We start from the raw sequence: 26,335 nt of genomic DNA, 5'->3' as shown, positions 1-26,335 counted from the left end.
TCCTGTATCCGCAGATACACGCATAAAAAGTAAAGATAGTTGGGAATAGGTGAAAAATTATTTTTTCTTGGTAAAAGAAAATATTTCCTGATGGATAATCCGATTTGATGATGGGAGTAAAAGGTTATTTATATGTAATATACGGAACATTACCAGTAATGAAATTAAGCTTGGATTTTCAGGTTAAATCGATATTTATTGAAATTAGATACCAAATAGATATTGGTTTGGAACACCCATTTGTATCAGAAATTGAGGCTTCTGGTAAAGAAGCGTATAATCATGTTATTTAATATTCAAAAACCGCAACTCCCGGATCTTCATCATAAGTCACCGCATAGATTTTTCTTTCCTCTTCATCCACTGCAATACTGTAAATTTGCCTATCCAGCTGATAGTAAGCTATTGGATTTCCTTGGTAATCCAGTTCGAAGATTTCATTAGACAATTTGCTTTCACGGTTAATTGATTCGGCCCTAGTGTAACCTAAATACACTAAGAATATGGATTCTTTTCCTAGAAATACATTGTTGTAGGCCAAGGTGTTCTCCATGAAAATATCTGCCCCTATATTCCTTCCCGACCCTTTGATTTCATACTTCAAAGGTTCGGAAATCGGGCCACTTATAGTGATTTTTTCTGATGGGGAATCTACTGGGATAATTTCCACAATATCACTGTTGATCTGCGCATGTACCAGTAATTTTCTATCTTTATTGTATGCTGTTTGACCTTGTTTAATATCTCCTAAAATATACCCTTGGTATTCATCAACCTCTTTATCTTCGAACCATGGGTCCAGTTTTCTTTGCAGCACATTGGCGGTATCATATATTGCAAAAGCATGACTGTCATTCATCATTCTCCCCACGAAAGTATCGGGTGTTAACCAACTCCAGGAAATTGCAAAAAAAGATTGCTCACTTTGTTTAAAAGTTTGAATGGAGGTAGTGAGCGTGTCTTCAAGGCTGTATTCATGGAAATTCTTTTCGTTAAGGTCATAAGCCCAAAAGGTAGAGTCGTTCCAGCCTTGATCAAAACTTCTGATACTTATGATTTCTCCCGGGCCATATCCTTGTTTGCCCTTCGGATAGAGGTATCTCATACTGTCTTTTTGAATAATATGGATCAGTTTTCTATCAGGGCCGCTGCCTCCTCTATAATTTTCGCTGATAATCAGCTTGTCATTTTTGATAGCAATCAGTGTTGCAGTGAGGATTTCCTCAAAATTGTATTTTTTGCTTTCCAGATTTTTTTGAACAGGAAACGAATCTAGGGTGAAGCTTTTTTCATTAGGGTTTCCATTTTTTTCTGTGCAGCCGAGGAGAATTAGATTAATGGCAAAAATCTTTACGAAATTTTTCACTTTTACATCAAATTTTGAGTTATGAGTCAGTGCTCCTATAAAGAGCACTGACTTTGTTTTGAATTATCAACAAGTTTCTGCACCGTATATTTTTACATCTTCGTGCCAACCTTGTCCAGACATATCTACACAAATGCTTGGTTTTGAGATTTGACAGCATATCCATTTAGTACCATCTCCAGGATCTACCGATGCCTGTGCATTAGCACCCAATTGAAAACAAAACAGTGAGCCTATAAAGGCCAGTCCAAAACATAAATTTTTCATCTTTTAATGATTTAAATAACATAAATGGTTTTGGCCAAAACCAAAAGCTAAACTAAGCTTTCGTTTCAAGATTATTATTATTATTATTTCCAAATAAAATCAAAAAAAAATGAATTTATGTTCAAAAGCATAATGATTTTGTAATTAATATAATTAAATCAAGAATTAAAAAAATATTCCAAATTTGCTTATAAGACTGTTGAAAGTATAGGATTCTTCACGGATAGAAGTAAATCCCGGAGGAAGTCCGGGCTGATTCCCACCCTCTCCTTTTACGCCTTCATAGTAGTATGCGTGTTGTCTTCTAAATGCCACAGATAGGGAATAGTCTCTTTTTCCGGATTTTCCTTTGAATCTCCATCCTATTGATGGACTTATCATAAAACCTCCCTCATACCAGTTTTCAAAAAATTGATCCTCAACCCTTTTTTCCAAAAAAGCGGAGCCATAACCCATATCCAGTCCCAAAAGCAGTCTGTTTTTGGAAGGTTTGCCGTAGCTGCCTCTCCAGCCAAACCCTATAGGTGCCAATATCAGTCCGGGATAGCTGTCGAGGCCCAGCAAAAGCCCTATTGCATTTTTTGGATTGATGTGTACGCCATTGATGGTCTGAAATGAAAAATTCACTCGGGTATCGGACTGGTCATTCCAGTTTTTGACATGACCGAATGACAGACCGGTCTCTGTTAGGTTGAAATATGGACGATCCTGCTGCGCTGAGCTCATGAAAGGAAATAGTGCACAGAGAATCAGAACAGAGACAAGGAGGCCAGTCTTCATGAGTTATACAATTGCCGGTTGTTTTACCTGAATACAGCTAAGTTTTCTGAGCTGGGCTGGATTGCTGTAATCAAACTGGCAAACGCCATCAGCCCCAATCACGATCAGGGATTTTGGTCCGGCAATGATATCTACTGATTTCATGCTTTTTAGGAATTCCAGTTGATTGGTGTCAATGGTATTGACGTCAGAGACATTAAAACTTTTCAGTCCGTGTTTTCCTTCAGCCAGGTACAGGTAATTTTCAAAAAGCGAAAGGCCATGTGGGTTGAGCATAGGATAGGCCTTGACCAGTTTTGGCGCATAAAGGTTTTGAATGTCTAGGACATGGAGTTCGTCCATTCCAAATCTGCACATTGGACCTGTTCTGAGTGTAACAAATGCATGCTGCTCATTGACCACTACTGGGTCGCAGGCAGTGATGTGTTCGTACACTGACATTTTCTGGGGGGTGGAAGGGTCGCTAGCGTCATAAATGTGCATCCCTGTCTGCGAGCCTATAAACAGCTTTTCCTGAAATGGGAAGATGGTTTCTATTCCCCAACCTAGATTGATGTTTTTAAGGTGTTTTGGCTCTTGGGCCTGTATGACGTCAAAAACCCTCAAGCTGTAATCATCGACGGCATAGAGGTGTCCGCTTTGCAGGGTAAACCTCGCCATGGATCCGCCTTGTCCATAGCTTTGGGATGCCGAGGAGTTGGCTGAAGCGGTCATGGCCCTGTCCATAGTCATCCAGGTTCCAGGCCTTCCTTGCCATCCCCACATCATTTCAGAATCTGAAGTCATTACGGTATCTTTAAAAGTCAGGATGGTTGACCTGCTCATATCTGAGTACATGTGCTCAAAAACATCCTCAACTCTTTCTGTCAGGTTGATATTCCGCACATCACTGATATCAAAAACTAATAAATCTACATAACTGTCTGCATAAAGGAAATTCGAATTGATCGCCAGATCTACATTTCCGGGTACATTGATAAAATTGACATTACTGGGAGAAGATGGGTTCGAATTGTCTAAAATGTGTATTCCTTTCTGTGGCTCATTGATAAAAAGATAATCCTCATAAATATAGATTTTACCTGGATTATCCAGAGGTTTGGCAGGTTCTATGATGATATCAGCTTCCCTTACCATGTTCATGTCTAAGAATACCGGCACCATGGTTCTGAAAGTGTATGTGCTCTTGACTTCATCATGGCATGAAGGTAGTGTGAGGAAAAATATCATTGCCAGAGAATAGAACAAGGGCCAATTGACGGAGTGAATTTGGGCTGTTTTCATAGCGAAATGATTTTTGGAGAAAAGAAACTGTTGAACAATTCCCTTGACGTTAACTTTTAATCATTTGCTACAACGGCCTGGGATAATTTTAAATTTTTACTTTTATCCCGGTAAATTAAAAGCCTTCAGTTTCTTGAAACTGAAGGCTCTAATTTTTTTAAATTTGATTCATTCCAGTTTTTCTTTCATTTTCCTCTCAAAATTGAGAAGTAAACGGTAATAGATCTTTTTGATGTTGGAAAGAAAAATGTGGTCAAACTCTTCAGGATAAAGGGGGTTGTATTTGATTCTGTCTATAATCATGTCCATCCACCCTTTGCCATCATCTATCAAATCTTCATTGAAGGCTTCTACTGTTGCATCTCTTGACCCTGTGAATGGAGGTCTGCTTTGTTTTCTGAAGAATTCTCCTATCGTGTTGAGAGCGAGTTCGTGCGTCACCTCAAAGGAGCGAATAAGTCTTTTTTCATGAGAATCAGTCAGGGAATGCTTTTCACTTTCTCTTACAAGCTGTCCCAGTTCTTCCAGTGATTCCCTGAAATCTTCAAAACACTTTTCACAGCTTAATTCTGGTGCTTTCATCTTTTTGCAATTTTCTTCCTATAGCTACAATCTCCTTTTCACAAACTCGGTTTTCAGCAAAAGCATGCGGGGTTTACAGCTCCAAATTTTTTTAAAGTATTTGAATAGGCCGAACTTTGAACAAGCTTGATGCGCTTTGCTTTTCTTGAAGTTAACATTTTTTGATTGCTTAGGCAATCATCCTTCCTTTCTTAGCGGATATTATATGACTGCATAAATGCCTGTCCATTTGGAGTAACTCCTTCTAATCTCAGTCTTCCACTAAATTCTTCCAGGAATTTTCCGGCTCTTTCCGGGTTTGTAGCAGGATCACCATTGATTTGTGTAATGACAAACCCATTATTCAAGCCAAGGTCTCTTAAATAGCCTCTGGTCATTCCGGTGATTTTTATTCCATGATTGATCCCCAACCTATCTCTTTCGATAGCATTGACAGCTTCCAGTCTTGCACCGAGAAGATTGGATGAATAGAATTCTCTTTTTAGAATGCCGGTACCTCCTTCAAGGTTTTGAAGTGTGAGGTTGACCGACTTTCTTTCTCCGTTCCGTACAAAATCCACTTTTATTCTATCTCCTGGATAGTGGTAAGACAATGCTTCTTCAAAGCTGCCCTTTCCTGTAATAGCACTGCCTTCTATTCTGGTAATTACATCATTTCTTTGGAAACCAGCTCTATCGGCAGCTCCATTTCGGATCACGTGTGTAACGATCACCCCATCAAGATCTGTCAATCTCATTTCCTCTGCAAGTTCTGGGGTAACTTCTACTATATCCAGTCCAGGGATAGCTTTTTGAACCTCACCATATTCGATCAGGTCGTTGGCAATTTTGATGGCGATGTCTACAGGTACAGCAAATCCATATCCTGTGTAGGAGCCTGTTCTTGATAAGATAGCTGTATTTATGCCAACCAATTCCCCTTTCATATTGACCAGGGCTCCACCGGAATTACCGGGATTAATCGGGGCGTCAGTTTGAATAAAGGATTCCAAAGGGAATTCACCTCCAAGAATGTTGATCTGTCTTTCCTTTGCAGATACGATTCCCGCAGTCACGGTAGAGGTAAGGTTGAACGGATTACCTACTGCAAGCACCCATTCGCCGATTTTTAATTCCCTGCTACTGCCTTGTTTGATAGCGGGCATATTTTCAGCCTCTATTTTTAAGACAGCGATATCCGTATTTTTATCAGTCCCGATCAGTTTTGCCGGGTAAGTTCTCTTTTGGTGAACCACTTCTATGGTTTCAGCCCGATCAATTACATGGTTGTTTGTAATAATATAACCGTCCCTGCTGATAATCACTCCGGATCCTGTACTGACTCTTTGGGTAGGGCCCGTACCGAAGAAATAATCAAAAATGCTATATCTTCTTTGATCAGACCCTGAAAAATTCTTGATAAAAACTACTGATGGAGTGCTTTTTTCTGATGCGTCAACGAAGGAAACCGGATTGTTAACCACAGCTGGACTACTTGATTCATAGCTTACCTGATACCTTGGTTTTTCTTCAGCCTCTTCTTGCCAGACTTGTACAGGTTTTTGTTCCTGCGTGCCAAACTGCTGGTACGACCATGCTCCCGCTAGGCCTGCACAAAATGCAATCAATATAAATTTTAGGTTTTTCAACATGTCATTCATAACGATTTGTTCTGTTTGAGGTTAATTCCTTTACCTTGCCAAAAGCTTAGTTTTAACATCTATTAATATACCAAATCTACCCTATTTCAAAAAGACGGAAAAATAAGCAGGAAAACTCCATGAACCTTGTAATTTTGTCAGATTGAAAATGCCGGGCCTTTTTGGTGTCTGGTTCAAAATTGATTTCATGTCAGAAAAAACACACGTAGCTATCTTAGGCTCGACTGGGAGCATCGGAACTCAAACCTTGGAAGTGATCAGGTCACATCAGGAAAAGTTTGTAGTAGAGGTGCTCACTGCCCAAAACAACGCAGATTTACTAATTCAGCAAGCGCTTGAATTCAGACCCAATTGTGTCGTCATTGCAAACGAGCTGCTTTATGAGAAAGTTAAAGAAGCCCTTCTGCCCTTGGATATTAAAGTCTATGCAGGTGAAAATGCTTTGGCACAAGTGGTGGAAATGGATACTATAGACGTTGTTTTGACTGCTTTGGTAGGATATTCAGGACTTTTGCCCACCATTCATGCTATTGAATCGGGAAAACAGATCGCTCTAGCAAATAAGGAAACTTTGGTAGTTGCCGGTGAGCTTATCACAACTTTGGCCAAGAATAAAGGTGTGAATATTTACCCCGTTGATTCTGAACATTCAGCCATTTTTCAATGTCTGGTGGGAGAGTTTCATAACCCTATAGAAAAGCTTATTCTGACTGCTTCCGGTGGGCCATTCAGAGGTAAATCCAAGTCCTTCTTAGAGCATGTCACTAAAGAGCAGGCACTCAAACATCCCAATTGGGATATGGGTGCCAAGATAACCATTGATTCTGCTTCATTGATGAATAAGGGACTGGAGGTGATAGAGGCAAAATGGCTTTTTGCAGTAGAAAAGGATCAGATTGAAGTAGTAGTCCACCCGCAATCGATCATACATTCTTTGGTTCAGTTTGAAGATGGTTCTATCAAAGCACAACTTGGCTTACCGGATATGCGTATCCCTATTCAGTTTGCTTTGAGCTATCCTGAAAGACTAAAAGCTGATTTCCCGAGGTTTGACTTTGCCAGATATCCTAACCTGACCTTTGAGCAGCCGGATGCAGAGACTTTCAGAAACCTAAAGTTAGCTTATCATGCACTGGAAAAAGGAGGCAATGCTCCATGTATTCTCAATGCCGCCAATGAAGTCGCCGTGGCAGCATTTTTGAATGATGAAGTTGGCTTTTTGGAAATGTCCGATCTGATCGGGGAAACCTTGGAGAAAGCTACCTTTATCAAACAACCTTCTTTGGAAGAATACAAAGAGACAGACAAACAGTCCAGAATTATTACACAGCAATTAATAAAGAGTAAAGTATAATGGATACATTAATCATGGTGGCCCAGCTACTTCTGGGATTATCAATATTGGTCGGCTTGCATGAGCTGGGCCACTTACTCACAGCCAAGATGTTTGGCATGAGGGTAGAAAAGTTTTCAATTGGATTTCCACCAAAAATTGCCGGTTTCAAGTGGGGAGAAACAGAATATTCTATAGGAGCTATTCCCTTGGGCGGTTTTGTGAAAATCTCCGGTATGGTGGATGAATCTATGGACACAGAGCAGCTCTCCAGTGAACCAAAGCCCTATGAATTCAGAGCAAAGCCAGCGTGGCAGCGTTTAATTGTTATGCTTGGCGGAATCATTGTCAATGTCATTACAGGCATTGTGATTTTTGTGGTATTGGTCTATCAAAAAGGCGAAACCTACTATTCCAGAGATCAGGTGGTAGAGCATGGAATCGTGGCTTATGATATCGGAAAAATGATTGGCTTTCAAGACGGGGACAGGATCTTGGATATTAATGGTCAGCCTTATAAATCTCTCGGGGAATTGAGTGGAGGAGAAGCGTTGTTGAGCAGTGGGGGTTATTACACCGTGCAGCGTGGAGATGAGACTTTGCAATTGGAAATTCCAAGAGGATTCATCAACTCCTTCTCTGATGAACAGAGCATGAGCCAGTTTATTGATATCAGACATCCCATCAATATTTATGAGGTGGCACCTCAAAGCCCTGCAGAGCAAGCAGGCTTGCAGTCTGGAGATAAAATCCTTTCGGTCAATGGCAAAAGCGTAGGTTACATCGACGAACTTCAAAAGACCTTGGCTGATTTCAAGGGTCAGGAGGCTTCTTTTACGGTCAGTAGAAATGGGGAAGAGCTGAATAAAAATATTCAGGTATCCGAGGAAGGTACCATTGGTTTTGTCAATCAAAACTTAGAGTTTGTAACACAAAGATTTACTGTTGGAGAATCTATTGTCAAAGGAACTGAAAGGGCTTTCGGGGTTGTAATTGTCAATGCCAAAGCGCTAGGAAAGATGTTTACTGGAGAAGTATCTGCCAAAAATGTCAGCGGTCCAATCGGTATGGCAAAAATTTATGGCAGTAGATGGGATTGGGTGAAGTTTTGGAGTATCACGGGTCTGATTTCCATGATTTTGGCGTTTATGAACCTACTGCCGATTCCGGCGTTGGATGGAGGTCATGTTATATTCCTGCTTTATGAAATGATATCCGGTCAGGCACCTTCGGATCGTTTTCTGGAAAATGCCCAAAAAGTCGGAATGGTACTGTTGCTGGCACTGATGGTATTTGCCATTGGTAATGATATTTTGAAAATTTTTACGGGTTGAATGAAAATTTAGTGACTGTATTTCAGTAAGTTATATATGGGTAGGCTGTAGTGGCTTTACCCATATTTTTTTTATTTAATTTTTCCGTTACCATTGTTTTACTTTCCTAGTAATGAAGCTCGGAAAGGCGGTAGATTTCGGATCCCCTACCGCTCTATTTGAATTTGATGAAAAAAGCCAGAAATGGAGAAAGCTGAGAGATCTTGATTTTTCGAATACTGTAACCTCAAACGAAGTCTTTATGATTGGAGATACGGTCTTTGCCATTTACCATGATGGACTGAGAAGTATAAACTTGAATAATTTCCAATCAATCTTACATGATTTTGTAAATGGATATACACTCAACCGGGAATTCCATCCTTTGCAGTCTGTAGGAATCGGGGGGCGGATGTATATTTATAACGGAGACTATTCTATTTCGGAGTTTGATCCTGAGTTCTTTTAAAGTCCTTGGACCATCAAGGTGTGGCTTGTTGTTTTCACATAATCTTTTCCTGTGAAATGTTAATCTTGTTTATAAATCATTTCCCTGCCATTTTGTAAGTTTTCAGTTTATGGCATATACATTGAATTTAATGGGAGAACCTTCGTATTTTGAGGGTTCTTCTTTATTTTACACAAATTGTGACAGCTATACTGTCATATTGTCCTTTATGAACAAATTTGAAAATAACTTATATCAATCGCTTATGGTAGGGGAGTTTGCAGGAGAGGGAGATCTGATTCAGCTCATTACAGATGATGAGGAGGAAAATTCAGGTCAAAAGGAAGTTTTTTCCGATGAGATACCGATTTTATCAGTCCGTAATACAGTATTGTTTCCTGGTGTGGTGATACCTATTACTGTAGGTCGTCAGCGTTCTATTCGATTGGTCAAAAAAGCCCAAAAGGGTGATAAGATGATCGGGGTCTGTGCCCAGGTCAATCCTCAAAATGATGATCCTTCTTGGGAAGATATTTATCATGTAGGTACTGTGGCAAAAATCATCAAAATGATTGTCTTGCCGGATGGAAATACCACTATCATTATTCAAGGTAAAAAGAGGTTTCAGATCACTGATCCCATCAGTGAAGATCCCTACTTCGTGGCTAAAGTAGAGTATTTGGAAGAAACTTTCCCTAAAAATAACAGGAAAATAAAGGCTCTAGAGGAGTCCTTGAAAGATGCCGCTGCTAAGATTTTACATTTGAATCCCGAAATTCCAAGGGAGGCACAAGTTGCGCTGGACAACATAGACAGCACTCCCTTCCTGACGCATTTCCTTTCCTCCAATATCAATGCGCCTGTGGAAGCTAAGCAGAAGCTTTTGGAAATCAATGATGGAATAGAAAGGGCAACTTTGCTTCTGGAGTTTATGATGAAAGATATCCAAATGTTGGAACTTAAGTCTGAAATTCAGAAGAAGGTACATACCGATATTGATCAGCAACAAAGAGATTACTTTCTCCGGCAGCAGATGAAAGTCCTTCAGACTGAATTGGGTGAAGAAGGTCCGGAAAAAGAAGTTGAAGAACTGCGTGCCAAAGGGATGAAGAAGAAGTGGCCTGCCGAAGTGGCAAAGCATTTTAACAAGGAGTTGGATAAAATCCTAAGAATCAACCCTTCGGCTGCGGAATATCCAATTGCTCTCAATTATGCTGAAACTTTAGTGGAATTGCCTTGGAACGAACTGACTGTTGATAATTTTGACCTCAAAAGAGCCAAAACTATTTTGGACAAAGACCATCACGGTCTTGAGAAAGTAAAGGAAAGGATTATAGAATATCTAGCGGTCCTCAAACTTAAGAATGATCTGAAAGGTCCTATACTTTGCCTATATGGCCCTCCTGGAGTAGGTAAGACTTCTCTAGGTAAGTCTATAGCAAAGGCATTGGGAAGAAAATATGTCAGGATGTCTCTGGGAGGCGTGCATGATGAGGCAGAAATCCGTGGGCATAGGAAAACGTATGTTGGGGCGATGCCAGGTAAGATCATTCAGAATATGAAAAAAATCAAGACTTCCAACCCCGTTTATGTGTTGGATGAAATTGATAAATTGAGTTCTGATTTCAGAGGCGATCCTTCATCTGCATTTTTGGAAGTGCTTGATCCTGAGCAAAACAGCACCTTTGTGGACAATTACCTGGAGGTAGAATATGACCTTTCAAAAGTGCTATTCATCGCAACCGCCAATTCACTGGACTCCATACAACCAGCCTTGAGAGACAGGATGGAAATCATAGAGGTTACTGGCTATACCATGGAGGAAAAGTTAGAGATAGCCAAAAAGCATCTTGTACCTAAGCAAAGAAAAGAGCATGGACTTAAGGCTAAAGACGTCAGCTTTGACAGAGCTGCTTTGGTCAAAATTATCGAACACTATACAAGAGAGTCTGGTGTAAGAAGTTTGGAAAGAGCAATCGGGAAAGTGATCAGGAATGTGGCCAAATCCATTGCCATGGAAGAAGAGTACAGTAAAAAAATCACTGCCCAGACTGTAAGAAAAATCCTCGGAGGAGAAATCTTCGATAAAGAAATCTACCAGGACAATAGTGTAGCTGGAGTAGTGACAGGACTTGCCTGGACCTCTGTAGGTGGTGAAATCCTATTTATTGAAACGTCTTTGAGTAGAGGTAAAGGTAAATTAACACTATCAGGACAGCTGGGAGATGTGATGAAGGAATCAGCGATGACCGCACTTTCGTATCTGAAATCAAAAGCCGATGAGCTGGAGATTGATTATAGGATATTTGATCATTATGATCTGCACGTTCACGTGCCAGCAGGAGCAGTGCCTAAAGACGGTCCTTCAGCGGGTATCACCATGTTGACAGCTATGGCATCCTTATTTACTCAAAGAAAAGTAAAAGCTAAAGTGGCGATGACCGGAGAAATCACCCTTAGAGGCAAGGTAATGCCTGTAGGTGGCATCAAAGAGAAAATCCTGGCAGCCAAACGTGCCGGTCTGAAAGAGATCATACTCTGCGAAAAAAATAAACGGGATATTGAGGAAATAGACGAAGAATACCTGAAAGGAGTCAATTTCCACTTTGTGGATAAAGTAGAAGAGGTTTTGGACTTTGCACTGCTTAAGACCAAAGTTGACAAACCTATGCTTTTTTCTTTTCCAAAGAGTGAGCAGATACAAACCAATATGAATTAATCCCGAATCAATTGAAGGGAACTGCCGGATTTAGAACCTTTAGTCTATGTTTTTCTCTAACTGTAAGTTTGGGGGTAGTCATGGTCATTAATGGTTCGTTATTCGCACAGGCTTCATTTTCAGCATTCAATTTCATAGATAACCCTACCCAGACAAAACTAGCATCTCTGGGAGGGGTTAATATAACAGGGGGAAACGACCCCCTGATGTTCCTTTCCAGTCCGGCCTTACTTGACACTTCTTCAACCGATAGACCAGCATTTCATTACTTGAATTTCCCAGGCGGAATACATGCAGCTTCAGTTGCCTATTCATTTTCGGGAAAATCCAGAGGGGTTTGGGGTATTGGCCTTCAATATATGGATTATGGTCGTTTCGATGGTTTTGACGCTATAGGAATGCCGACCGGAGAGTTCGGGGCCAATGAATTTGCTTTGGTTTTGGGTTATAGCCAAGGAACAGAGGTCTTTCGCTACGGGGCTAATGCCAAACTATTAGGTTCAGTATTGGAAGCCTATCAGGCTTATGCTCTGATTTTTGATTTTGGAGTTAATTATCATCATCCCGAGATGGATTTAGTGCTGGGTATAAATGCCCGTAACATAGGTTTTGGCTTGAGGTCCTATATGGAAGGTCAGAGACTGCAATTGCCGTCTGATTTAAGATTAGGAGGGAGCTTCAAACCTGAATACGCGCCAATGCGATTTCATATGAGTTTGAGAAATCTACAGCAAAGAGAAGTGGATTTCTTTATTCCCAACCCTGCAAGGTCAGCTTTGGAACTCAGCTCTATGGATAGAATTTTTCGTAGAGTAGTTGTTGGTGTAGAGGTACTACCTCATGAGAGTTTGTCGCTTAGGTTGGGCTATAATCATCTCATCAGAAAGGAATTTGAAACTGCTTCAGGTGCTGGATTTGGAGGCTTTTCAGGGGGCTTTGCATTTAAAGTTAGAAAATTCGAACTATCCTACGCAAGGATGTTTTACAATATACCGGGAGGTTCCAATGTGTTTGGAATTACCACAGGAATCAACGAGTGGAGAACGTTTTAATCGTTATACTAAATTTATGAGAAACGACATCAATCATTTAACACCAAGGCAAATTGTAGCCGAATTGGATAAATACATCATTGGGCAGAATGATGCCAAAAGAAATGTAGCCATAGCGCTCAGAAATCGGATCAGAAGGATGAATGTGAAAACTGATATCCAAAAGGATATTGTGCCAAATAACATTCTGATGATTGGATCCACAGGTGTGGGGAAAACTGAAATTGCCAGAAGATTGGCAAAAATCGCCAATGCGCCATTTACAAAAGTGGAGGCGTCCAAATTTACCGAGGTTGGCTATGTAGGAAGAGATGTGGAAAGTATGGTGAGAGATTTGGTAGAGCAGGCAGTTCATTTGGTTCGAGAGCAAAAAAATGAGCAAGTAAAGGAAAAAGCCGCTGAGGCAGTGGAAGAGGCGATTCTTGATATTTTAATCCCACCAGTCAAATCACCTGGGTTTTTGAGGACAAGCCCTGGACAAAGCTCAGGGGACTTCAACCCGGATGATGCTTCTGAAGATGAGCTGAATGAAAGAACCAGGGAGCGTTTTAGAGAAAAACTCAAGAACGGAGAGCTTGAAGATAGAAAAATAGAGATCAATGTAAAGCAAAGTCCTCCGGTAGGTGTGGGCATGATAGGAAACGGGATGATGGACGATGCGGCCATGGCCGGTATTCAGGACATGATTTCCGGTATGATGCCCAAAAAGACCAAAAAAAGAAAACTGACCATTGCTGAGGCGAGAAAAGTATTGATGGAGGAAGAAACTTCCAAATTAATCGATTTCGATGAGGTAAAAGAAGAGGCCTTGAAGTTGGCGGAAAATAATGGGATTATTTTTATAGATGAAGTAGATAAAATCGCTTCCAAAAGCGGAAAAGGTGGAGGTGGCCCTGATGTGAGTAGGGAAGGAGTTCAAAGGGACTTATTGCCTATTGTGGAAGGAAGCGCCGTAAATACCAAATACGGTATTATTAATACTGACCATGTTCTGTTCATAGCAGCAGGAGCATTCCACGTCAGTAAGCCTTCTGATTTGATCCCTGAGCTACAGGGAAGATTTCCTATTCGCGTAGAATTGAGCAGTCTTACTGAGGATGATTTTTATAGAATTCTGAAAGAACCCAAAAATGCCCTGACCAAACAATATCAGGCGCTTTTTGAAGCGGAGCAGGTTTATCTTGAATTCAATGAGGAGTCTATAAGAGAAATTGCAAACCTTGCCTTTAAAATCAATGAGGAAGTTGAAAATATAGGAGCCAGAAGATTACATACAGTAGTCAGTCATTTGCTCAATGATTTCCTGTTTGATGTACCGGATACAATAGAGGCTAATTCAAAAATCATGATTACTAAAGAAATGGTTCAGGAAAGACTAAGTACTTTAGTCAAAAACCGAGACCTTTCTCAATATATTTTATAAAGTATGTATATAAGTAATGACATCAGTAATCATTAAAAATTTTGTTTTAGTATGTTCCGATATTCACGGATATTGGTTCTGAAACACGGGTAAATTCTTTAAAATCAAGAAGAGGCTGGTTCATAAGGCAATGGTTTAAAAAAAAATAGCAAAATTTTATTTGGTTTGTAATCAGTGAAACTTTGTGTCTTAGAGCCTTCGTGGCATTTTTAGCCACAAAGCCACAAAGGGATTGACTCTTAAACAGAATTTTGCTTGGTTAATAAATCTGAAGATCAATTTATGAGCCAGCCTCTCTTTTTTTACTTAACGGACTCCTGCGAGCAGATAAAGTACTGCCATGCGAATGGCTACACCATTTTCTACCTGGTGGAGGATGATCGAATGCTCTGAATCAGCAACATCTGAATTTAATTCTACTCCTCTATTGATAGGGCCTGGATGCATGATCACAATCTCTTTATCCAGCGTATCAAGCATCTTTTTATTGACACCATAGTAAAGAGAGTATTCCCGCAATGAAGGGAAATATTTAATCTGTTGTCTTTCCAGCTGTATCCTCAGGATATTGGCGACATCACACCATGCCAGGGCACATTGCACATCGTGTTCCACTATCACCCCCAAAGAATCTATATGTTTTGGCAACAAGGTGACAGGTCCGCAAACCATCACTTCAGCTCCTAGTTTTTGAAGGCAGAAAATATTGGAAAGGGCTACCCTGGAATGTAAAATGTCTCCAATAATGGCCACTTTTTTACCTGCTACATCTCCTAGTTTTTCTCTGATTGAAAATGCATCGAGAAGTGCTTGAGTGGGGTGCTCATGGGTGCCGTCACCGGCATTGACTATATTGGCTTTGATATTTCTGGATAAAAAATGAGGAGCACCAGGACTGCTGTGTCTCATCACGACCATGTCCACTTTCATTGAGAGGATGTTGTTGACAGTGTCTATTAATGTCTCACCTTTTTTCACAGAACTGTTACTGGAAGAAAAATTCACCACGTCAGCAGAAAGTCTTTTTTCTGCCAATTCAAAGGAAAGCTTTGTTCTGGTGGAGTTTTCGAAAAATATATTGGCAATTGTAATATCTCTGAGGGATGGTACTTTTTTGATAGGTCTGTTGAGGACTTCTTTGAAGTTATCAGCAGTCTCAAAGATAAGCTGAATATCGTCTGAAGTTATGTCTTTGATTCCTAAAAGGTGTCTGCTGCTGAGTTGTGACATGGTTGGCTTTATGCTTTTTCAGTAATCCAAATGGCGTCTTTGTCAAATCCGTTTTTTGTCCATTCTACGGAAACATATTGGCTTTCCAAGGTATTTACCTTTACTCCGTAGTAATCCGGCATAATGGGGTAATCTCTGGTGTATTTTCTGTCTACCAAAACCATAAGCTCTACTTTCAGGGGTCTTCCAAAAGCAATCATGGCGTCAAGAGCTGCCCTTACTGATCTGCCTTTATAAAGTACATCATCTATAAGAATGACTTTTTTCCCCTCAATCAAAAATTCAATTTTTGTTTCGTTGGCTTTGAGCGGTAAATCTCTTCTTCGGAAATCATCCCTATGGAAAGTCGCGTCCAAATATCCAAATGGAACTTTCTGTCCGGCTATTTCTTCAATCAACCCTACGATTTTGTCCAATACGATAGGACCTCTGGGCTGTAAGCCTAAAAATACAGTGTTGTCGAAGTTGTCATGATTTTCGATCAACTGATGACAAAAGCGCTTGAGGATGATGGCTATTTGTTGTTGATCCAGAACAAGTCTTTTTTGCATGGCTTTGCTTTGAATGCAAATATAAACATAATTGAAGAAGTAGGAAGTAAGCTGGATATTCCCTCAAAGATTCAGTGAAAAAATATTTGTATAAAAAAAGCAGAAAGCTTTATTCTTCAGGTACAAAAAGATCTCCGTCTACCTTGATTTTGGTCAAAAAAAACACATCTCTGTTTTCCTCCTTTCCTTGGTCATTTAAAAACCGGATCCGCTGCTTGCCTGATAGAAGATAATAATCAGAATACCACCAACTCAAACTTAGGCTGGATTCTCTGGTGTCCCGTATTCTTTCATTATCATTGATCAGTTCAATTTCAAATTCTTGATTTTCGAAGACCACTTCACCGTTTTTCATATAGCTCAGGTGAAGTAAGTTTCCCTCTAGATACATGTAGTGCAGTTTCTCCCCATCAAAAGCCACTTCTCCAAATTTCCCCGGAGAAAACCTGTTTTTATTAGCCAAGCTGAAAGCATTATCCCATATCACCTGACCTTCCCGATTGATAAAGATAAAGTAAGAAGACAGGAATTTGTAAGATCCGTTTTGTTGCCAGGCCAATGAATTGTAAGGATCTCTATTGGAGTTGAGCATGGGATTTCTTGAATGAAAACCTAGACCCGGTCCTTGAAAAAAGGAGCCCCTTGGATAGAACCTATATGCATCATTGGCATATACCCCGTCTCTGGGGATATATCTGGTGTTTGTTGCATTGAAATGATCATTATAGATCAAAAAACCGTCCCGAAATGGAATGATCTCTCTAGTGGTAAATATGTCGGAAATAACAGGGTCTTTTTCTCTTTTGATCCTTCTTTCCAGTTGTTTTAGTTTTCTCTCCCTATGTCTTTCGCTCAGGTAGTTGTAGAAATTTGGAAAATCCTCCAAAGTGTAGTAATTGATATCGTATTCTCCAAACTCATTGATGTCTGCAATATATATACCTAGATAGGCTTCCCTTCTTTTTCGACCATAAGTGCCAATAACGTTTTGTTGATAATTATAAAAAGGACTAAGTATGCCTTCGGTAAATTCGTTTTCACGGGGGTTTGGGTTTTCCAGATTGATCTCCCTAATTTTACTTCCATATTCATCAAAACTTAATACAGACATTTGTTTGATTTTCAGCCTGTCTCGTTTGCTGACCAAGAGGTCAATCAAGCCCAGTTCACTGTCTTTTCGCATTTGAAGCACATTGGTGTCTTTGGAATAGACACCTTGCACAGTGAATACATCATTGTCTTCCATGTTGAAAATCTGAACAAGCGGTCTCATTTCCGAAATTCCCAAAAAAACAGCTTTTCTATTAAGAACAAAAAATTCCTGCATGTCCATGGCATGAATATATTCCAGTGAGATCTCCTTGGTTTCCTCAGTCTGGAGGTTTATTTCAACGATATATCTTTCTGAATTCGCACTACTCCCCTTCTGAAACAACACATAAAAGTAATCTCCTTCCATATCATAACCCGTTAATTCAAAGCTATCCCGGATTCGTATTTCAGAAAACTTATCAGATTCCAGTTGATAATCTGTTAGGAAAAATTGAAGTCTTGACCTTAGGTTGAATCCCTTTTCTGGTTGAGTCCGAAATGCTATCAATCCTCCTGGCCTGTTCATGATCATGAAGTCATTTTCAGTGTATTTGGTTTCATACTCAAACCTTTCGACAAACATAACTTGTGCTTGGCCAGAGATGGAAAGCGAAAACATAAAAGCGAAAACAAGAATAGACTTCATGAAATTGATTTGATGATATGGTCAAAAGCCGATTTTTCAATAGGCATCACTGACAACCTTGATTGCTTTAAGAGTGGGAGCTCGGTCAGCTTAGGGTCATTTTTGATTTGTTCGAGATTTAAACTTTGATCGAAAGCTTTTTTTGCAGCTAATCTGACAGCAACCCAGCCCTTGTTTTCTTTGTCATTTTTGTCTGGGAAAGCCTCTTCGCTGACTTCTGCCAGGCCGACTATTGCTTTGTCTTTCCCTGAATGGTAATACAACACCTGATCACCCACTTTCATTTCTTTCAGGTAATTACGGGCTTGATAATTTCTGATTCCATCCCACACTATATCCTTGTCATTTTCAAGGTCCTGATAACTGTATTCCCCGGGTTCGGATTTTACTAACCAATAGTTCATATCTCTTGATTTATATATGTCTGGCTTAAGTTAGTTTTTAAGATTTTAAATTGAAACAATTATTCGTGACATTTGTCCTTATCTCTAACCAACTTCATTTAAGTTTTGGATCAAAAAAATATTTTACGCCAACTCAAGCTCATCATCAAACTTATGGAGCTACATGATGAGAATACATTTAAGATCAGAAGTTACCAATCTGCTGTCAATGCAATTGACAGAGGAGAGGATGTTTCAATAGAAAATAAGAGTCCTGAGGAACTGCAAAAAATCAGTGGAGTAGGAAAAAGTATCGCAGAGGTGATTTTTTCATTTTACAGCACTGGGACGAGCCCATACTTGGATGAACTTCTGGCCAAAACACCTATGGGGATTTTGGAAATTTTAGAAATCAAGGGCTTGGGGCCAAAAAAAGTGAAGGTGCTTTGGGAAGAAATGGATATAACTTCTACACATGAGCTATTTGAGGCATGTCAGGCCGGACAAGTTGCCAAAATAAAGGGCTTTGGTGAAAAAACACAAGAGAGTATTATCCAAGCACTGGAGTTCAGGGCATCTAACATGGGCAAGTGGCTTTATGCTGATATAGAAGAATGTATTAAGATGTTAGGTCAGGATCTGGCAAAAATCGAAGGGGTGGGAAATGTAACTACAGTTGGAGAGTTTGCCCGAAAAATGGAGGTTATAGAGAGCGTAGAGTGGCTGGTAGCTACCAAGGAGAGGTCAAGGGTATTTCAGTCTTTAAGTGAGAATGATTCCTTGCAAAAAGACGATAAAAAATCCAGCCCATTTAAATGGAGAGGGAAACTCAAAGATCCTGAAATACAATTGATTATTCATTTTTGCGAAGAGAATGGTTTCGTGACTGAGAAATTTCTAAGAACTGGTAGCAAAGCACATTTGCTATATCCTGCAATGGAAAATAAAACACTGGCAGCCATGGTCAGAGAAACTGAAGTGTTGGATTCAGAGGAGAATATTTACGAAATGGCAGGACTGCCTTGGATTCCTGAAGAGTTGAGGGAAGGTTATATCGAATTCGACTTAGCAAAGGATGGTGGTATTTCAAAACTTGTAAATGAAAAAGATCTTAAGGGAATCCTTCACAATCACTCTACATACAGTGACGGTAAGCATAGCCTTCGCCAGATGGCAGAATTTTGTAAAGAAATGGGATATGAATATCTAGGTATTTCGGATCATAGTAGGACAGCGTCTTATGCAGGCGGTCTGGATATTGAAAAAGTAGAAAAGCAGCATAAAGAAATCGAAGACTTGAACAAGGAATTGGCTCCGTTTAAGATATTCAAAGGAATAGAAAGTGATATCCTTACTGATGGAAGCTTGGATTACCCAGATGATGTATTGGGAAGTTTTGATTTTATTGTTTCCTCTATCCATTCGGGCTTGAGTATGGATAGGAAAAAGGCTACGGCAAGATTACTCAAGGCAATTGAAAATCCATACACGACTATATTGGGACACCCAACTGGTAGGCTTTTGTTGAGAAGGGAAGGCTATCCAGTAGATCATAAGGCTATTATTGATGCATGTGCGGCAAATAAAGTCGTGATTGAAATCAATTCGAACCCATGGAGACTGGATCTGGATTGGAGATGGATCCAATATGCTTTGGAAAAAGGAGTGATGTTGTCACTGAATCCTGACGCCCATGAAATGGAGGGATATGCGGATATGAAGTATGGGGTCATTGTAGGTCGCAAAGGTGGGCTTACCAAAGAAATGACATTCAACGCTTTGGATTTGAAAAGTGTGGAGAAATATTTTGAGCAAAGAAAAAGCAAAATCAAATAAGGATGAATTGGATGGATAAGAATGAGGAGCTGCTTTTGCAGCGTTCCTTTCTTTTTGGGATTACAGGAATAGTATTGTGTCTTTTGGCTTTGGTCAATATCAATTTGAGTTTATTGAACGCTCCAATGGGGCCGTTAAATGGAGTTGGCATTGCCTTGCAATTTTTTGGGTTGAGTATAGCTGTACTTGTTTTAAGGAAAAGAAAGATTAGTGATAAGGCAAAGGAGAAAGCCAAAAAAATGATATTGGTACTTGGAGTGGCTTTGATTTTCTTCTTTATGGTTATTTAATTTTTAGAAATGTGCAGGCTTATATTATTTTTATTTCTAATTTATTTTAATTCTACTGCTCAAGTTGATTTTGAATGGCAGGAGGGGGATATCCTTTTTCAAGATGGGGATTGTGGAGATTTCTGTGAGGCGATCCGCAAAGTAACACAAGGGTATGAGGGCAAAGATTTTTCCCACAATGGATTATTGATGAGTAATTCTGGTAAATGGTATGTACTTGAAGCTATCGGAAAGGGAGTAAGTCAAACGCCGCTTGAAGATTTTCTGAGTCGGTATTTGGATGAAGATGGAAGGCCAAAAGTTATGGTTGGCAGATTGAATGATGCTTATAGGTACTTAATTCCGGATGCCATCGAAGAAGCTAAAAGCAAATTAGCCAAGCCCTATGATCATGCATTCAATTTTGAAAATGATGCTTATTATTGTTCGGAGTTAATTCATTTTGCATTCAAAAAAGCTAATGGGGGTGAGGATCTCTTCCTGCCTCAGCCCATGACTTATAGAGATCCTGATACAGGAAAGATATTTCCTATTTGGGAAAACTATTTTAAAGAATTGGGTATCGATGTTCCTGAAGGAGAGTTGGGGTTAAACCCGGGAGGGATGTCCCTTGAGCCTATTTTAACTATGATGGATATCTATTGATTTTTTTGTTTTTTATCAAAATCACCCTTAAGGGTGAAGTATATCAAGCGTGCATTCTTCAATTTTAGATGATCAAATTTCAGGGATTTGAAAACCTGAAATCTGATAACGCATGTGGCCTCATGTAATTGATTGTTCCTGTTGAGAGAAAATGGGTTTTAGTATTCGGTATGTTCCCTGACTAAAATATGGGACATTAAATACTGCCTAGAGCAGTGAATTTGAGATTTTTCATTAAAAAAATAATTCAATTACCAGAACCATGAGAAAACTAATGAATGAAACCTTAAAATACATTGCCCTGACTGGGGTGATGTTTATATGGTCAGCTTGTATGACTGAAAAAATTGACGAACAGACTCCAGGGCTTTCAGAAAGTCCTGAAGAATTAATTGATGGTGTTTTCCTCTTGGAAAACGATGAAATCGCAGCGTTTTTGAGGCAAAACCCTTCAAATCAAAACAGATTGATTGCCCAAATCCGGCAAGCTACAGTCAAATATCATGACTTTGACGCTGCCGTAGCAGATAAATATATGCTTGACCATTGTGTGGAGTATCCACAATTGGGAGGTATGGGGCATCATGCTGTAAATTTGAAGTTATTGGAGGAAGGGTATGACCCGCTTAAGCCAACAGTTTTGCTTTATGAGCCTTTGAAAAACGGTAAGTTGAAACTGGTAGGAGTAGAGTACATCATTCCCTCAAGCCCGCTTTTTGAAGGGGATATTGATGAACTGGAGCCTCCTACTTTAGGTGATGTTCCTTTTGATAATCACCGTTGGGGGAAAATGATTCAGGTACTTGATGAGTTTGGCGAACCTTTGTTGGATGATAACGATGATCCCATAATGATGTTCCAGCCAGACCGTGGAGGTCCTCCTATGCCACATTACCAATTGCACGTATGGATATGGAAGGCAAATCCTTCAGGAATGTACTTCCCATTCAACCCAAATGTAAGTTGTCAGCATGCACAGGAAGATGATCATTAAGCTTTTGATTTGAAGAGAATGCTGTTTTTAGAATGAGGGTAAATACTTCCCTCGACGGGGCCCCCAGGAACTTCGGTTTCGGGGGCTTTTTTATTCCAGTCCTTTTTCCATATATACAGAAGTGATCGGGTAGACTATTCTGATGTCTTTTTCTGTTTTGAATTTTTCCAAAATAGATTCGGTGACCTGGTGCTCCAAAACGCGTCTTTTTCGGGGGTGACAAAGGTACCTCATGGAGAGTTGAATACCTCTTTCGAGTATTTTAATGTAGACAGTTGGTGTGTATTGGCTAAAAGAAATGAAATGCTCTTTATGTGCCTTCATAATTGCTCGCTCGATATTTTTGAAGTCGCTCTGGCAGTATTCAGTCATGATATTTTTAAGTATCAGCTGAGCTTTTTTATGATTTGAATCAAGGCTGATATAAAGCTGTTGCTCGTTCCAGATATAATCAAAGCCCTGACTATAATTTGCCTGAGCATCTGAAAATACCTTGCCATTGGGGACATGGACAATTCTTCCGGTACTTTGGTCTGCATCTACCCAGTTGCCAACCTCTAAAAGTGAAAACTGAAATAATCGGAGATCGACCACATCTCCTTTATGATCGCCAATCTGTATTCGGTCTCCTACATCAAATGGCTTCCTCCAGTAAATAAAGAGCCATCCGGCTATATTGACAAAAATATCCTTCAGGGCGATTGCAATGCCGGCAGATAACAAGCCCAAAAAGGTAGTGATCGATTGGAAGTTACTGATCCAGATGTTACCGACAAGCAAAAGCCCAATGAAAACCAAAGTGTACTGAACGGTTTTTCTCCAATGGTACACTTTCTTTAGGTCAGCATCTTCTCCGATGCCGATCAGTTGATATGCCCCTTTTTTGATCAGCCATAGTACAAGAATGATCAGGATGGTTTTGAAAATATTCCACCTGACTTCATAGGCCACAATTTCATTGAGTGAGTCTATCCAGTTTTCCATAGGTCAAAAGTAAAGCTAAACGTACTTTTGGTTAATCACAAAAGAAAGTTCATGTAGTTTTCCGTACTGATGACTTGGTGCACTGTACCGGGATATGCTTCTAAGAAACTCTTGGGAAGTGAAGCCCTCCTTTTGGGGTTCCATTTGGCTTCAAAAGCATCGATTGTTCCCCCTTTCTGCCACAACTCTCTTGATCATAATCAATCTAATTTCATACAGAAACATGTAATTATTCGATTACAATCGAATAATTACATATTTATTTTCGGTTTTTCTGATCTCAAAAAGATTTTTTCGATTCCCATTGATTTTTGAAATCCTTTTTGTTTAAATTATAAACACATAAATGTTAATGAAATTAACATTTATAAAAAACCAAGATCTATCGCTTCGCTTACATCACGCAGTATCTATCCAATCATTTCCCTGACCAAGGGGAGGCATATTTTACCAAGTATATGTTTATCAATTGCCACTCTTACTACAGTTTCAAATACGGAACGCTCTCGATCGAAGAACTGGTCTCCGAGGCCAAAAGCAAAAAACTGGATGCGCTGGCCTTGACAGATATCAACTCCGTGGCCGGGGTGTTCCCGTTTATCCGTGAAGCACAGAAGAATGGCATTCACCCGGTCATCGGGATAGATTTCCGTAACGGTGTGCGACAGCAATACATAGGGCTGGCCAAAAATCAGGAAGGCTTCTACGAACTCAACCGCCACCTTTCCCATAGACGGACCAAAGGGCTGGAATTTGACACTCAAGCTCCTACTTTTCAACATAGCTTTGTCGTGTATCCATTTAGGGAAAAAGTATTCCCCTTACGGGAAAATGAATTTATCGGTATCCACCCCTATCAACTCAACCGTCTGGCCAAATCTCCCTGGTATCGGCACAAGGACAAGCTGGTACTGCTACAACCTGTCAGCTTCTCTTCCAAGATAGGTTTCAATGCCCATCGCCTCTTGCGGGCTGTGGATAAAAATACGCTACTCAGCAAGCTTGAACTTGAGGAGCAAGGTGACATCAGTGATCAGCTCTATTCTTATGCGGATATGGTAGCGCGCTGCGAAGGTCATAGCTATCTCTTGTACAATTCACAGCGTCTGCTGGAAGCTTGCCAGTTTTCCTTCTACTTCCAGGCAGTCAAAAACAAGCGGGACATCTTAGGCTCAGACTGGGAGGATTTTGACTACCTGAGACAGGAAACTTTCAAAGGTGCCATCAATCGCTATCCAGATCTTACGCAGAAAATCAGCACAAGGCTGGAAAAGGAACTGGAGCTTATCCAACAGAAGGGCTTTGTCTCCTACTTTCTGATCAACTATGATATCGTCAGCTTTGCCCAGCAACGGAATTACTACCATGTAGGCCGTGGCAGTGGTGCCAATAGCATCGTGGCTTACTGCCTGGGCATCACGGACGTGGACCCCATTGAGCTGGATTTGTATTTTGAGCGCTTTATCAACCTGTATCGGGAAAATCCGCCAGACTTCGATATCGACTTCAGCTGGACAGATCGGGATGAAGTGGTCAAGTATATTTTCGAAAAGTACAACAAGGAAGGACAAGAGCACGTCGCCCTGCTCGGCTCTTACAGCACCTTCCAGGCCAATTCCATGTTGCGGGAATTGGGAAAAGTATTTGGCTTACCCAAAACTGAGATCGAATCGCTGATCTACCATGCCGACAAGCCCAATCATATTCCCGACCAATACGGGAAGCTGATTCTGAAGTACAGCCAGGTGCTGCACGGGATGCCCTCACACCTGACCATTCATGCCTGTGGGATACTGATTTCCCACAAACCTATTCACTACTACACTGCCACTGAAATGCCTCCGAAGGGATTTCCGCTGGCACATATTGATATGCATACGGCGGAGGATATCGGGCTGCATAAGTTTGATATTTTATCCCAACGTGGACTTGGCCACATCAAAAGCAGCTTAGAGATCATCTATCAGAATCAAGGGGTACAAGTGGATATCCGACAGGTAGAGCAATTCAAGAAAGATCCCAAAATCAAGGAACTGCTCCGAACAGGACACACCATTGGGGCCTTTTACGTAGAGTCTCCAGCCATGCGCATGCTGCTGGCCAAGATGAAAGCGGACGAGTATCTTGAGCTTGTTGCCGCTAGCTCTATCATCCGTCCTGGAGTGGCCCGCTCAGGAATGATGCGGGAATACATCCTGAGACATGTGAATGAAGAGCGGCGCAAGCAAGCCCATCCCGTGATGATGGACATCATGCCCGAGACCTATGGCATCATGGTCTATCAGGAGGACGTGATTAAGGTGGCGCATTACTTTGCCCAACTCAGCTTATCGGAAGCGGATATTCTGCGACGGGGCATGAGCGGGAAGTCCCGCTCCAAAGATGAATTCCAGCGGGTAAAAGATCAGTTTTTTCTGAATTGTGAAAAATTGGGAAGAGACCCGAAAATCACCAAAGAAGTCTGGTATCAGATTGAGAGTTTTGCGGGCTATTCTTTTGCCAAGGGGCATTCGGCATCCTTTGCAGTGGAGAGTTATCAGAGTCTGTACCTGAAAGCCTACTTCCCGCTGGAGTTTATGGTGGGGGTGATCAATAACTTCGGGGGATTTTACCATACGGAATTCTACATCCACGAACTCCGCATGAACGGGGCAGATATCCAGGCTCCGCACATCAATGAGAGCGATCATCTGACGAATATCAAGGGGAAGACTGTATACCTTGGTTTTGTTCATCTGAAATATCTGGAAAAAGCCAGCATTGAAAAAATACTCAGCGAGCGGAGAACCAATGGTTTGTTTGCGGGCTTGTCAGACTTTATCGCTAGAGTAGACATCAGCTTGGAGCAAGTCCTGATTCTGATCCGTATTGGTTGTTTTCGCTTTACAGGCAAGAGCAAGCAGGAATTGCTTTGGGAGGCGCACTTTATCCTGAACAAGCGCAAGTCGGTAGCTACAGGCAACGAGCTCTTCCGACAGGCCGGATTTCGGGAATTGCAGGTCCCTGAGCTTGAGGAGGCTGATCTGAGGCAAGAGGTCGTAGATCAGATCGATATCCTGGAGTTTCCTTTAGACTCTCCTTTTCACCTGGTCAAGGATCAGACTGTGCCTAGTATCAAAGCTAGGGATTTGAAACAGTACTTGGGCAAACAAGTACAGATTATCGGTTATCTCGTCACGATCAAATACACCCGTACGGTAAAGGGAGATGTGATGAACTTCGGTACCTTTGTCGACCGGGAGGGAGACTGGATAGACACCGTACATTTCCCTCCTGTGGTCAAAAAATACCCCTTTAAGGGCCGTGGCATCTACCTAATTCGAGGCAAGGTGACGCAGGAATTTGATTTTTATAGCATTGAGGTGGAGCGTTGCGAAAGGATGGCGTATTGGAATGCGGCAGACTAGGGGGGATGGTTCAAGTCTTCAGACTTGGACCGTGAATATTGCAGTCTTCAGACTGCACAGGGACAGTCTG

At 40.7% G+C, this 26,335-nt stretch carries 23 protein-coding genes; 12 read left to right on the top strand and 11 right to left on the bottom strand.

Translation table 11 applies throughout. From position 1 onward, the window contains the following. The first annotated feature begins 107 nt into the window (after positions 1–107). Positions 108–293: a hypothetical protein gene (locus A33Q_RS01610; protein ID WP_009034096.1), complete on the top strand. Its 186-nt coding sequence runs from the start codon at positions 108–110 to the stop codon at positions 291–293. On the opposite strand, the gene A33Q_RS01605 is transcribed toward A33Q_RS01610, so the two are convergent. The 6 genes from A33Q_RS01605 to A33Q_RS01580 form a co-directional block, all read right to left on the bottom strand. Next, complete coding sequence (locus A33Q_RS01605; protein ID WP_152527368.1) at positions 290–1,366, bottom strand: BF3164 family lipoprotein; 1,077 nt, start codon at positions 1,364–1,366, stop codon at positions 290–292. The two genes, A33Q_RS01610 and A33Q_RS01605, sit on opposite strands and share 4 nt — an antisense overlap. A gap of 66 nt (positions 1,367–1,432) precedes the next feature. Beyond that, entirely contained in the window at positions 1,433–1,633 is a 201-nt protein-coding gene (locus tag A33Q_RS01600) for a hypothetical protein (RefSeq protein WP_009034094.1), read from the bottom strand. A 165-nt stretch (positions 1,634–1,798) separates the two neighbouring features. Further along, positions 1,799–2,413 carry a hypothetical protein gene (locus tag A33Q_RS01595; protein ID WP_009034093.1) on the bottom strand — a complete coding sequence of 205 codons (615 nt, stop codon included), beginning with the start codon at positions 2,411–2,413 and terminating at the stop codon, positions 1,799–1,801. Positions 2,414–2,416: 3 nt separating this feature from the next. Then, positions 2,417–3,697, bottom strand: coding sequence for an LVIVD repeat-containing protein (locus A33Q_RS01590; RefSeq protein ID WP_009034092.1), 1,281 nt, complete (start codon positions 3,695–3,697; stop codon positions 2,417–2,419). A gap of 168 nt (positions 3,698–3,865) precedes the next feature. Next, positions 3,866–4,279 carry a nucleotidyltransferase substrate binding protein gene (locus A33Q_RS01585; protein WP_009034091.1) on the bottom strand — a complete coding sequence of 138 codons (414 nt, stop codon included), beginning with the start codon at positions 4,277–4,279 and terminating at the stop codon, positions 3,866–3,868. 191 nt (positions 4,280–4,470) lie between these two features. After that, on the bottom strand, positions 4,471–5,919 hold the full coding sequence (locus A33Q_RS01580) for a trypsin-like peptidase domain-containing protein (RefSeq protein WP_009034090.1): 1,449 nt from the start codon (positions 5,917–5,919) through the stop codon (positions 4,471–4,473). Between the two features lie 187 nt (positions 5,920–6,106). On the opposite strand from A33Q_RS01580, the gene A33Q_RS01575 reads away from it, so the two are divergent. The 6 genes from A33Q_RS01575 to hslU all read left to right on the top strand — a co-directional run bounded on the left by A33Q_RS01575 (position 6,107) and on the right by hslU (position 14,207). Beyond that, the gene (locus tag A33Q_RS01575) at positions 6,107–7,273 is read left to right on the top strand and encodes a 1-deoxy-D-xylulose-5-phosphate reductoisomerase (RefSeq protein WP_040489694.1); all 1,167 of its coding nucleotides are present in this window, start codon (positions 6,107–6,109) and stop codon (positions 7,271–7,273) included. Further along, complete coding sequence (gene rseP / locus A33Q_RS01570; RefSeq protein WP_009034088.1) at positions 7,273–8,586, top strand: RIP metalloprotease RseP; 1,314 nt, start codon at positions 7,273–7,275, stop codon at positions 8,584–8,586. Before A33Q_RS01575 ends, rseP begins: the two co-directional genes overlap by 1 nt. A gap of 112 nt (positions 8,587–8,698) precedes the next feature. Next, positions 8,699–9,034, top strand: a complete 336-nt coding sequence (locus A33Q_RS01565) for a hypothetical protein (RefSeq protein ID WP_009034087.1) — start codon at positions 8,699–8,701, stop codon at positions 9,032–9,034. Between the two features lie 208 nt (positions 9,035–9,242). Then, positions 9,243–11,732, top strand: a complete 2,490-nt coding sequence (gene lon / locus A33Q_RS01560; protein ID WP_040489692.1) for an endopeptidase La — start codon at positions 9,243–9,245, stop codon at positions 11,730–11,732. An 11-nt stretch (positions 11,733–11,743) separates the two neighbouring features. Then, positions 11,744–12,784 (top strand): type IX secretion system protein PorQ, encoded by a 1,041-nt coding sequence (porQ, locus tag A33Q_RS01555; protein WP_235062763.1) that lies wholly within the window; start codon positions 11,744–11,746, stop codon positions 12,782–12,784. Positions 12,785–12,800: 16 nt separating this feature from the next. Continuing rightward, complete coding sequence (hslU, locus tag A33Q_RS01550) at positions 12,801–14,207, top strand: ATP-dependent protease ATPase subunit HslU (protein WP_009034084.1); 1,407 nt, start codon at positions 12,801–12,803, stop codon at positions 14,205–14,207. A gap of 306 nt (positions 14,208–14,513) precedes the next feature. On the opposite strand, the gene A33Q_RS01545 is transcribed toward hslU, so the two are convergent. From A33Q_RS01545 to A33Q_RS01530, 4 genes are all read right to left on the bottom strand, one after another. Further along, positions 14,514–15,437: an aspartate carbamoyltransferase catalytic subunit gene (locus A33Q_RS01545; protein WP_009034083.1), complete on the bottom strand. Its 924-nt coding sequence runs from the start codon at positions 15,435–15,437 to the stop codon at positions 14,514–14,516. Between the two features lie 8 nt (positions 15,438–15,445). After that, entirely contained in the window at positions 15,446–15,988 is a 543-nt protein-coding gene (gene pyrR, locus A33Q_RS01540) for a bifunctional pyr operon transcriptional regulator/uracil phosphoribosyltransferase PyrR (protein ID WP_009034082.1), read from the bottom strand. Between the two features lie 109 nt (positions 15,989–16,097). Beyond that, positions 16,098–17,726 carry a hypothetical protein gene (locus tag A33Q_RS01535; RefSeq protein ID WP_009034081.1) on the bottom strand — a complete coding sequence of 543 codons (1,629 nt, stop codon included), beginning with the start codon at positions 17,724–17,726 and terminating at the stop codon, positions 16,098–16,100. After that, positions 17,723–18,130, bottom strand: a complete 408-nt coding sequence (locus A33Q_RS01530; protein WP_009034080.1) for an EVE domain-containing protein — start codon at positions 18,128–18,130, stop codon at positions 17,723–17,725. The genes A33Q_RS01535 and A33Q_RS01530 overlap by 4 nt, the downstream gene beginning before the upstream one ends. Positions 18,131–18,283: 153 nt before the next feature. On the opposite strand from A33Q_RS01530, the gene polX reads away from it, so the two are divergent. From polX to A33Q_RS01510, 4 genes are all read left to right on the top strand, one after another. Then, a complete protein-coding gene (gene polX, locus A33Q_RS01525; protein WP_016254485.1) occupies positions 18,284–19,945 on the top strand; it encodes a DNA polymerase/3'-5' exonuclease PolX in 1,662 nt (553 codons plus the stop codon). Between the two features lie 2 nt (positions 19,946–19,947). Then, positions 19,948–20,235 carry a hypothetical protein gene (locus A33Q_RS01520; protein ID WP_009034078.1) on the top strand — a complete coding sequence of 96 codons (288 nt, stop codon included), beginning with the start codon at positions 19,948–19,950 and terminating at the stop codon, positions 20,233–20,235. Positions 20,236–20,244: 9 nt separating this feature from the next. Beyond that, entirely contained in the window at positions 20,245–20,880 is a 636-nt protein-coding gene (locus tag A33Q_RS01515; RefSeq protein ID WP_009034077.1) for a YiiX/YebB-like N1pC/P60 family cysteine hydrolase, read from the top strand. A 262-nt stretch (positions 20,881–21,142) separates the two neighbouring features. Beyond that, a complete protein-coding gene (locus A33Q_RS01510) occupies positions 21,143–21,874 on the top strand; it encodes a hypothetical protein (protein WP_040489650.1) in 732 nt (243 codons plus the stop codon). A 90-nt stretch (positions 21,875–21,964) separates the two neighbouring features. Here A33Q_RS01510 and A33Q_RS01505 read toward each other — a convergent pair whose 3' ends face one another. Beyond that, positions 21,965–22,858 (bottom strand): mechanosensitive ion channel family protein, encoded by an 894-nt coding sequence (locus A33Q_RS01505; RefSeq protein ID WP_009034075.1) that lies wholly within the window; start codon positions 22,856–22,858, stop codon positions 21,965–21,967. Between the two features lie 458 nt (positions 22,859–23,316). Between A33Q_RS01505 and A33Q_RS01500 the strand changes: the two genes are divergently transcribed. Next, on the top strand, positions 23,317–26,265 hold the full coding sequence (locus A33Q_RS01500; RefSeq protein WP_009034073.1) for a DNA polymerase III subunit alpha: 2,949 nt from the start codon (positions 23,317–23,319) through the stop codon (positions 26,263–26,265). Positions 26,266–26,335: the final 70 nt, after the last annotated feature.

The sequence above is a fragment of the Indibacter alkaliphilus LW1 genome, assembly GCF_000295935.2.
In the GTDB taxonomy this organism is placed as follows: domain Bacteria; phylum Bacteroidota; class Bacteroidia; order Cytophagales; family Cyclobacteriaceae; genus Indibacter; species Indibacter alkaliphilus.
This window is presented reverse-complemented; position numbering and strand designations above follow the sequence as displayed.

Coding starts and splice junctions, on each gene's coding strand:
- A33Q_RS01580 (WP_009034090.1), bottom strand. CDS start 5,919: ATGAATGACATGTTGAAAAACCTAAAATTTATATTGATTGCATTTTGT.
- lon (WP_040489692.1), top strand. CDS start 9,243: ATGAACAAATTTGAAAATAACTTATATCAATCGCTTATGGTAGGGGAG.
- A33Q_RS01575 (WP_040489694.1), top strand. CDS start 6,107: ATGTCAGAAAAAACACACGTAGCTATCTTAGGCTCGACTGGGAGCATC.
- A33Q_RS01595 (WP_009034093.1), bottom strand. CDS start 2,413: ATGAAGACTGGCCTCCTTGTCTCTGTTCTGATTCTCTGTGCACTATTT.
- A33Q_RS01535 (WP_009034081.1), bottom strand. CDS start 17,726: ATGAAGTCTATTCTTGTTTTCGCTTTTATGTTTTCGCTTTCCATCTCT.
- A33Q_RS01600 (WP_009034094.1), bottom strand. CDS start 1,633: ATGAAAAATTTATGTTTTGGACTGGCCTTTATAGGCTCACTGTTTTGT.
- A33Q_RS01530 (WP_009034080.1), bottom strand. CDS start 18,130: ATGAACTATTGGTTAGTAAAATCCGAACCCGGGGAATACAGTTATCAG.
- A33Q_RS01515 (WP_009034077.1), top strand. CDS start 20,245: ATGTGCAGGCTTATATTATTTTTATTTCTAATTTATTTTAATTCTACT.
- polX (WP_016254485.1), top strand. CDS start 18,284: ATGGAGCTACATGATGAGAATACATTTAAGATCAGAAGTTACCAATCT.
- A33Q_RS01520 (WP_009034078.1), top strand. CDS start 19,948: ATGAATTGGATGGATAAGAATGAGGAGCTGCTTTTGCAGCGTTCCTTT.
- A33Q_RS01590 (WP_009034092.1), bottom strand. CDS start 3,697: ATGAAAACAGCCCAAATTCACTCCGTCAATTGGCCCTTGTTCTATTCT.
- A33Q_RS01505 (WP_009034075.1), bottom strand. CDS start 22,858: ATGGAAAACTGGATAGACTCACTCAATGAAATTGTGGCCTATGAAGTC.
- hslU (WP_009034084.1), top strand. CDS start 12,801: ATGAGAAACGACATCAATCATTTAACACCAAGGCAAATTGTAGCCGAA.
- A33Q_RS01610 (WP_009034096.1), top strand. CDS start 108: ATGATGGGAGTAAAAGGTTATTTATATGTAATATACGGAACATTACCA.
- A33Q_RS01545 (WP_009034083.1), bottom strand. CDS start 15,437: ATGTCACAACTCAGCAGCAGACACCTTTTAGGAATCAAAGACATAACT.
- pyrR (WP_009034082.1), bottom strand. CDS start 15,988: ATGCAAAAAAGACTTGTTCTGGATCAACAACAAATAGCCATCATCCTC.
- A33Q_RS01565 (WP_009034087.1), top strand. CDS start 8,699: ATGAAGCTCGGAAAGGCGGTAGATTTCGGATCCCCTACCGCTCTATTT.
- A33Q_RS01585 (WP_009034091.1), bottom strand. CDS start 4,279: ATGAAAGCACCAGAATTAAGCTGTGAAAAGTGTTTTGAAGATTTCAGG.
- A33Q_RS01510 (WP_040489650.1), top strand. CDS start 21,143: ATGAGAAAACTAATGAATGAAACCTTAAAATACATTGCCCTGACTGGG.
- rseP (WP_009034088.1), top strand. CDS start 7,273: ATGGATACATTAATCATGGTGGCCCAGCTACTTCTGGGATTATCAATA.
- A33Q_RS01500 (WP_009034073.1), top strand. CDS start 23,317: ATGTTTATCAATTGCCACTCTTACTACAGTTTCAAATACGGAACGCTC.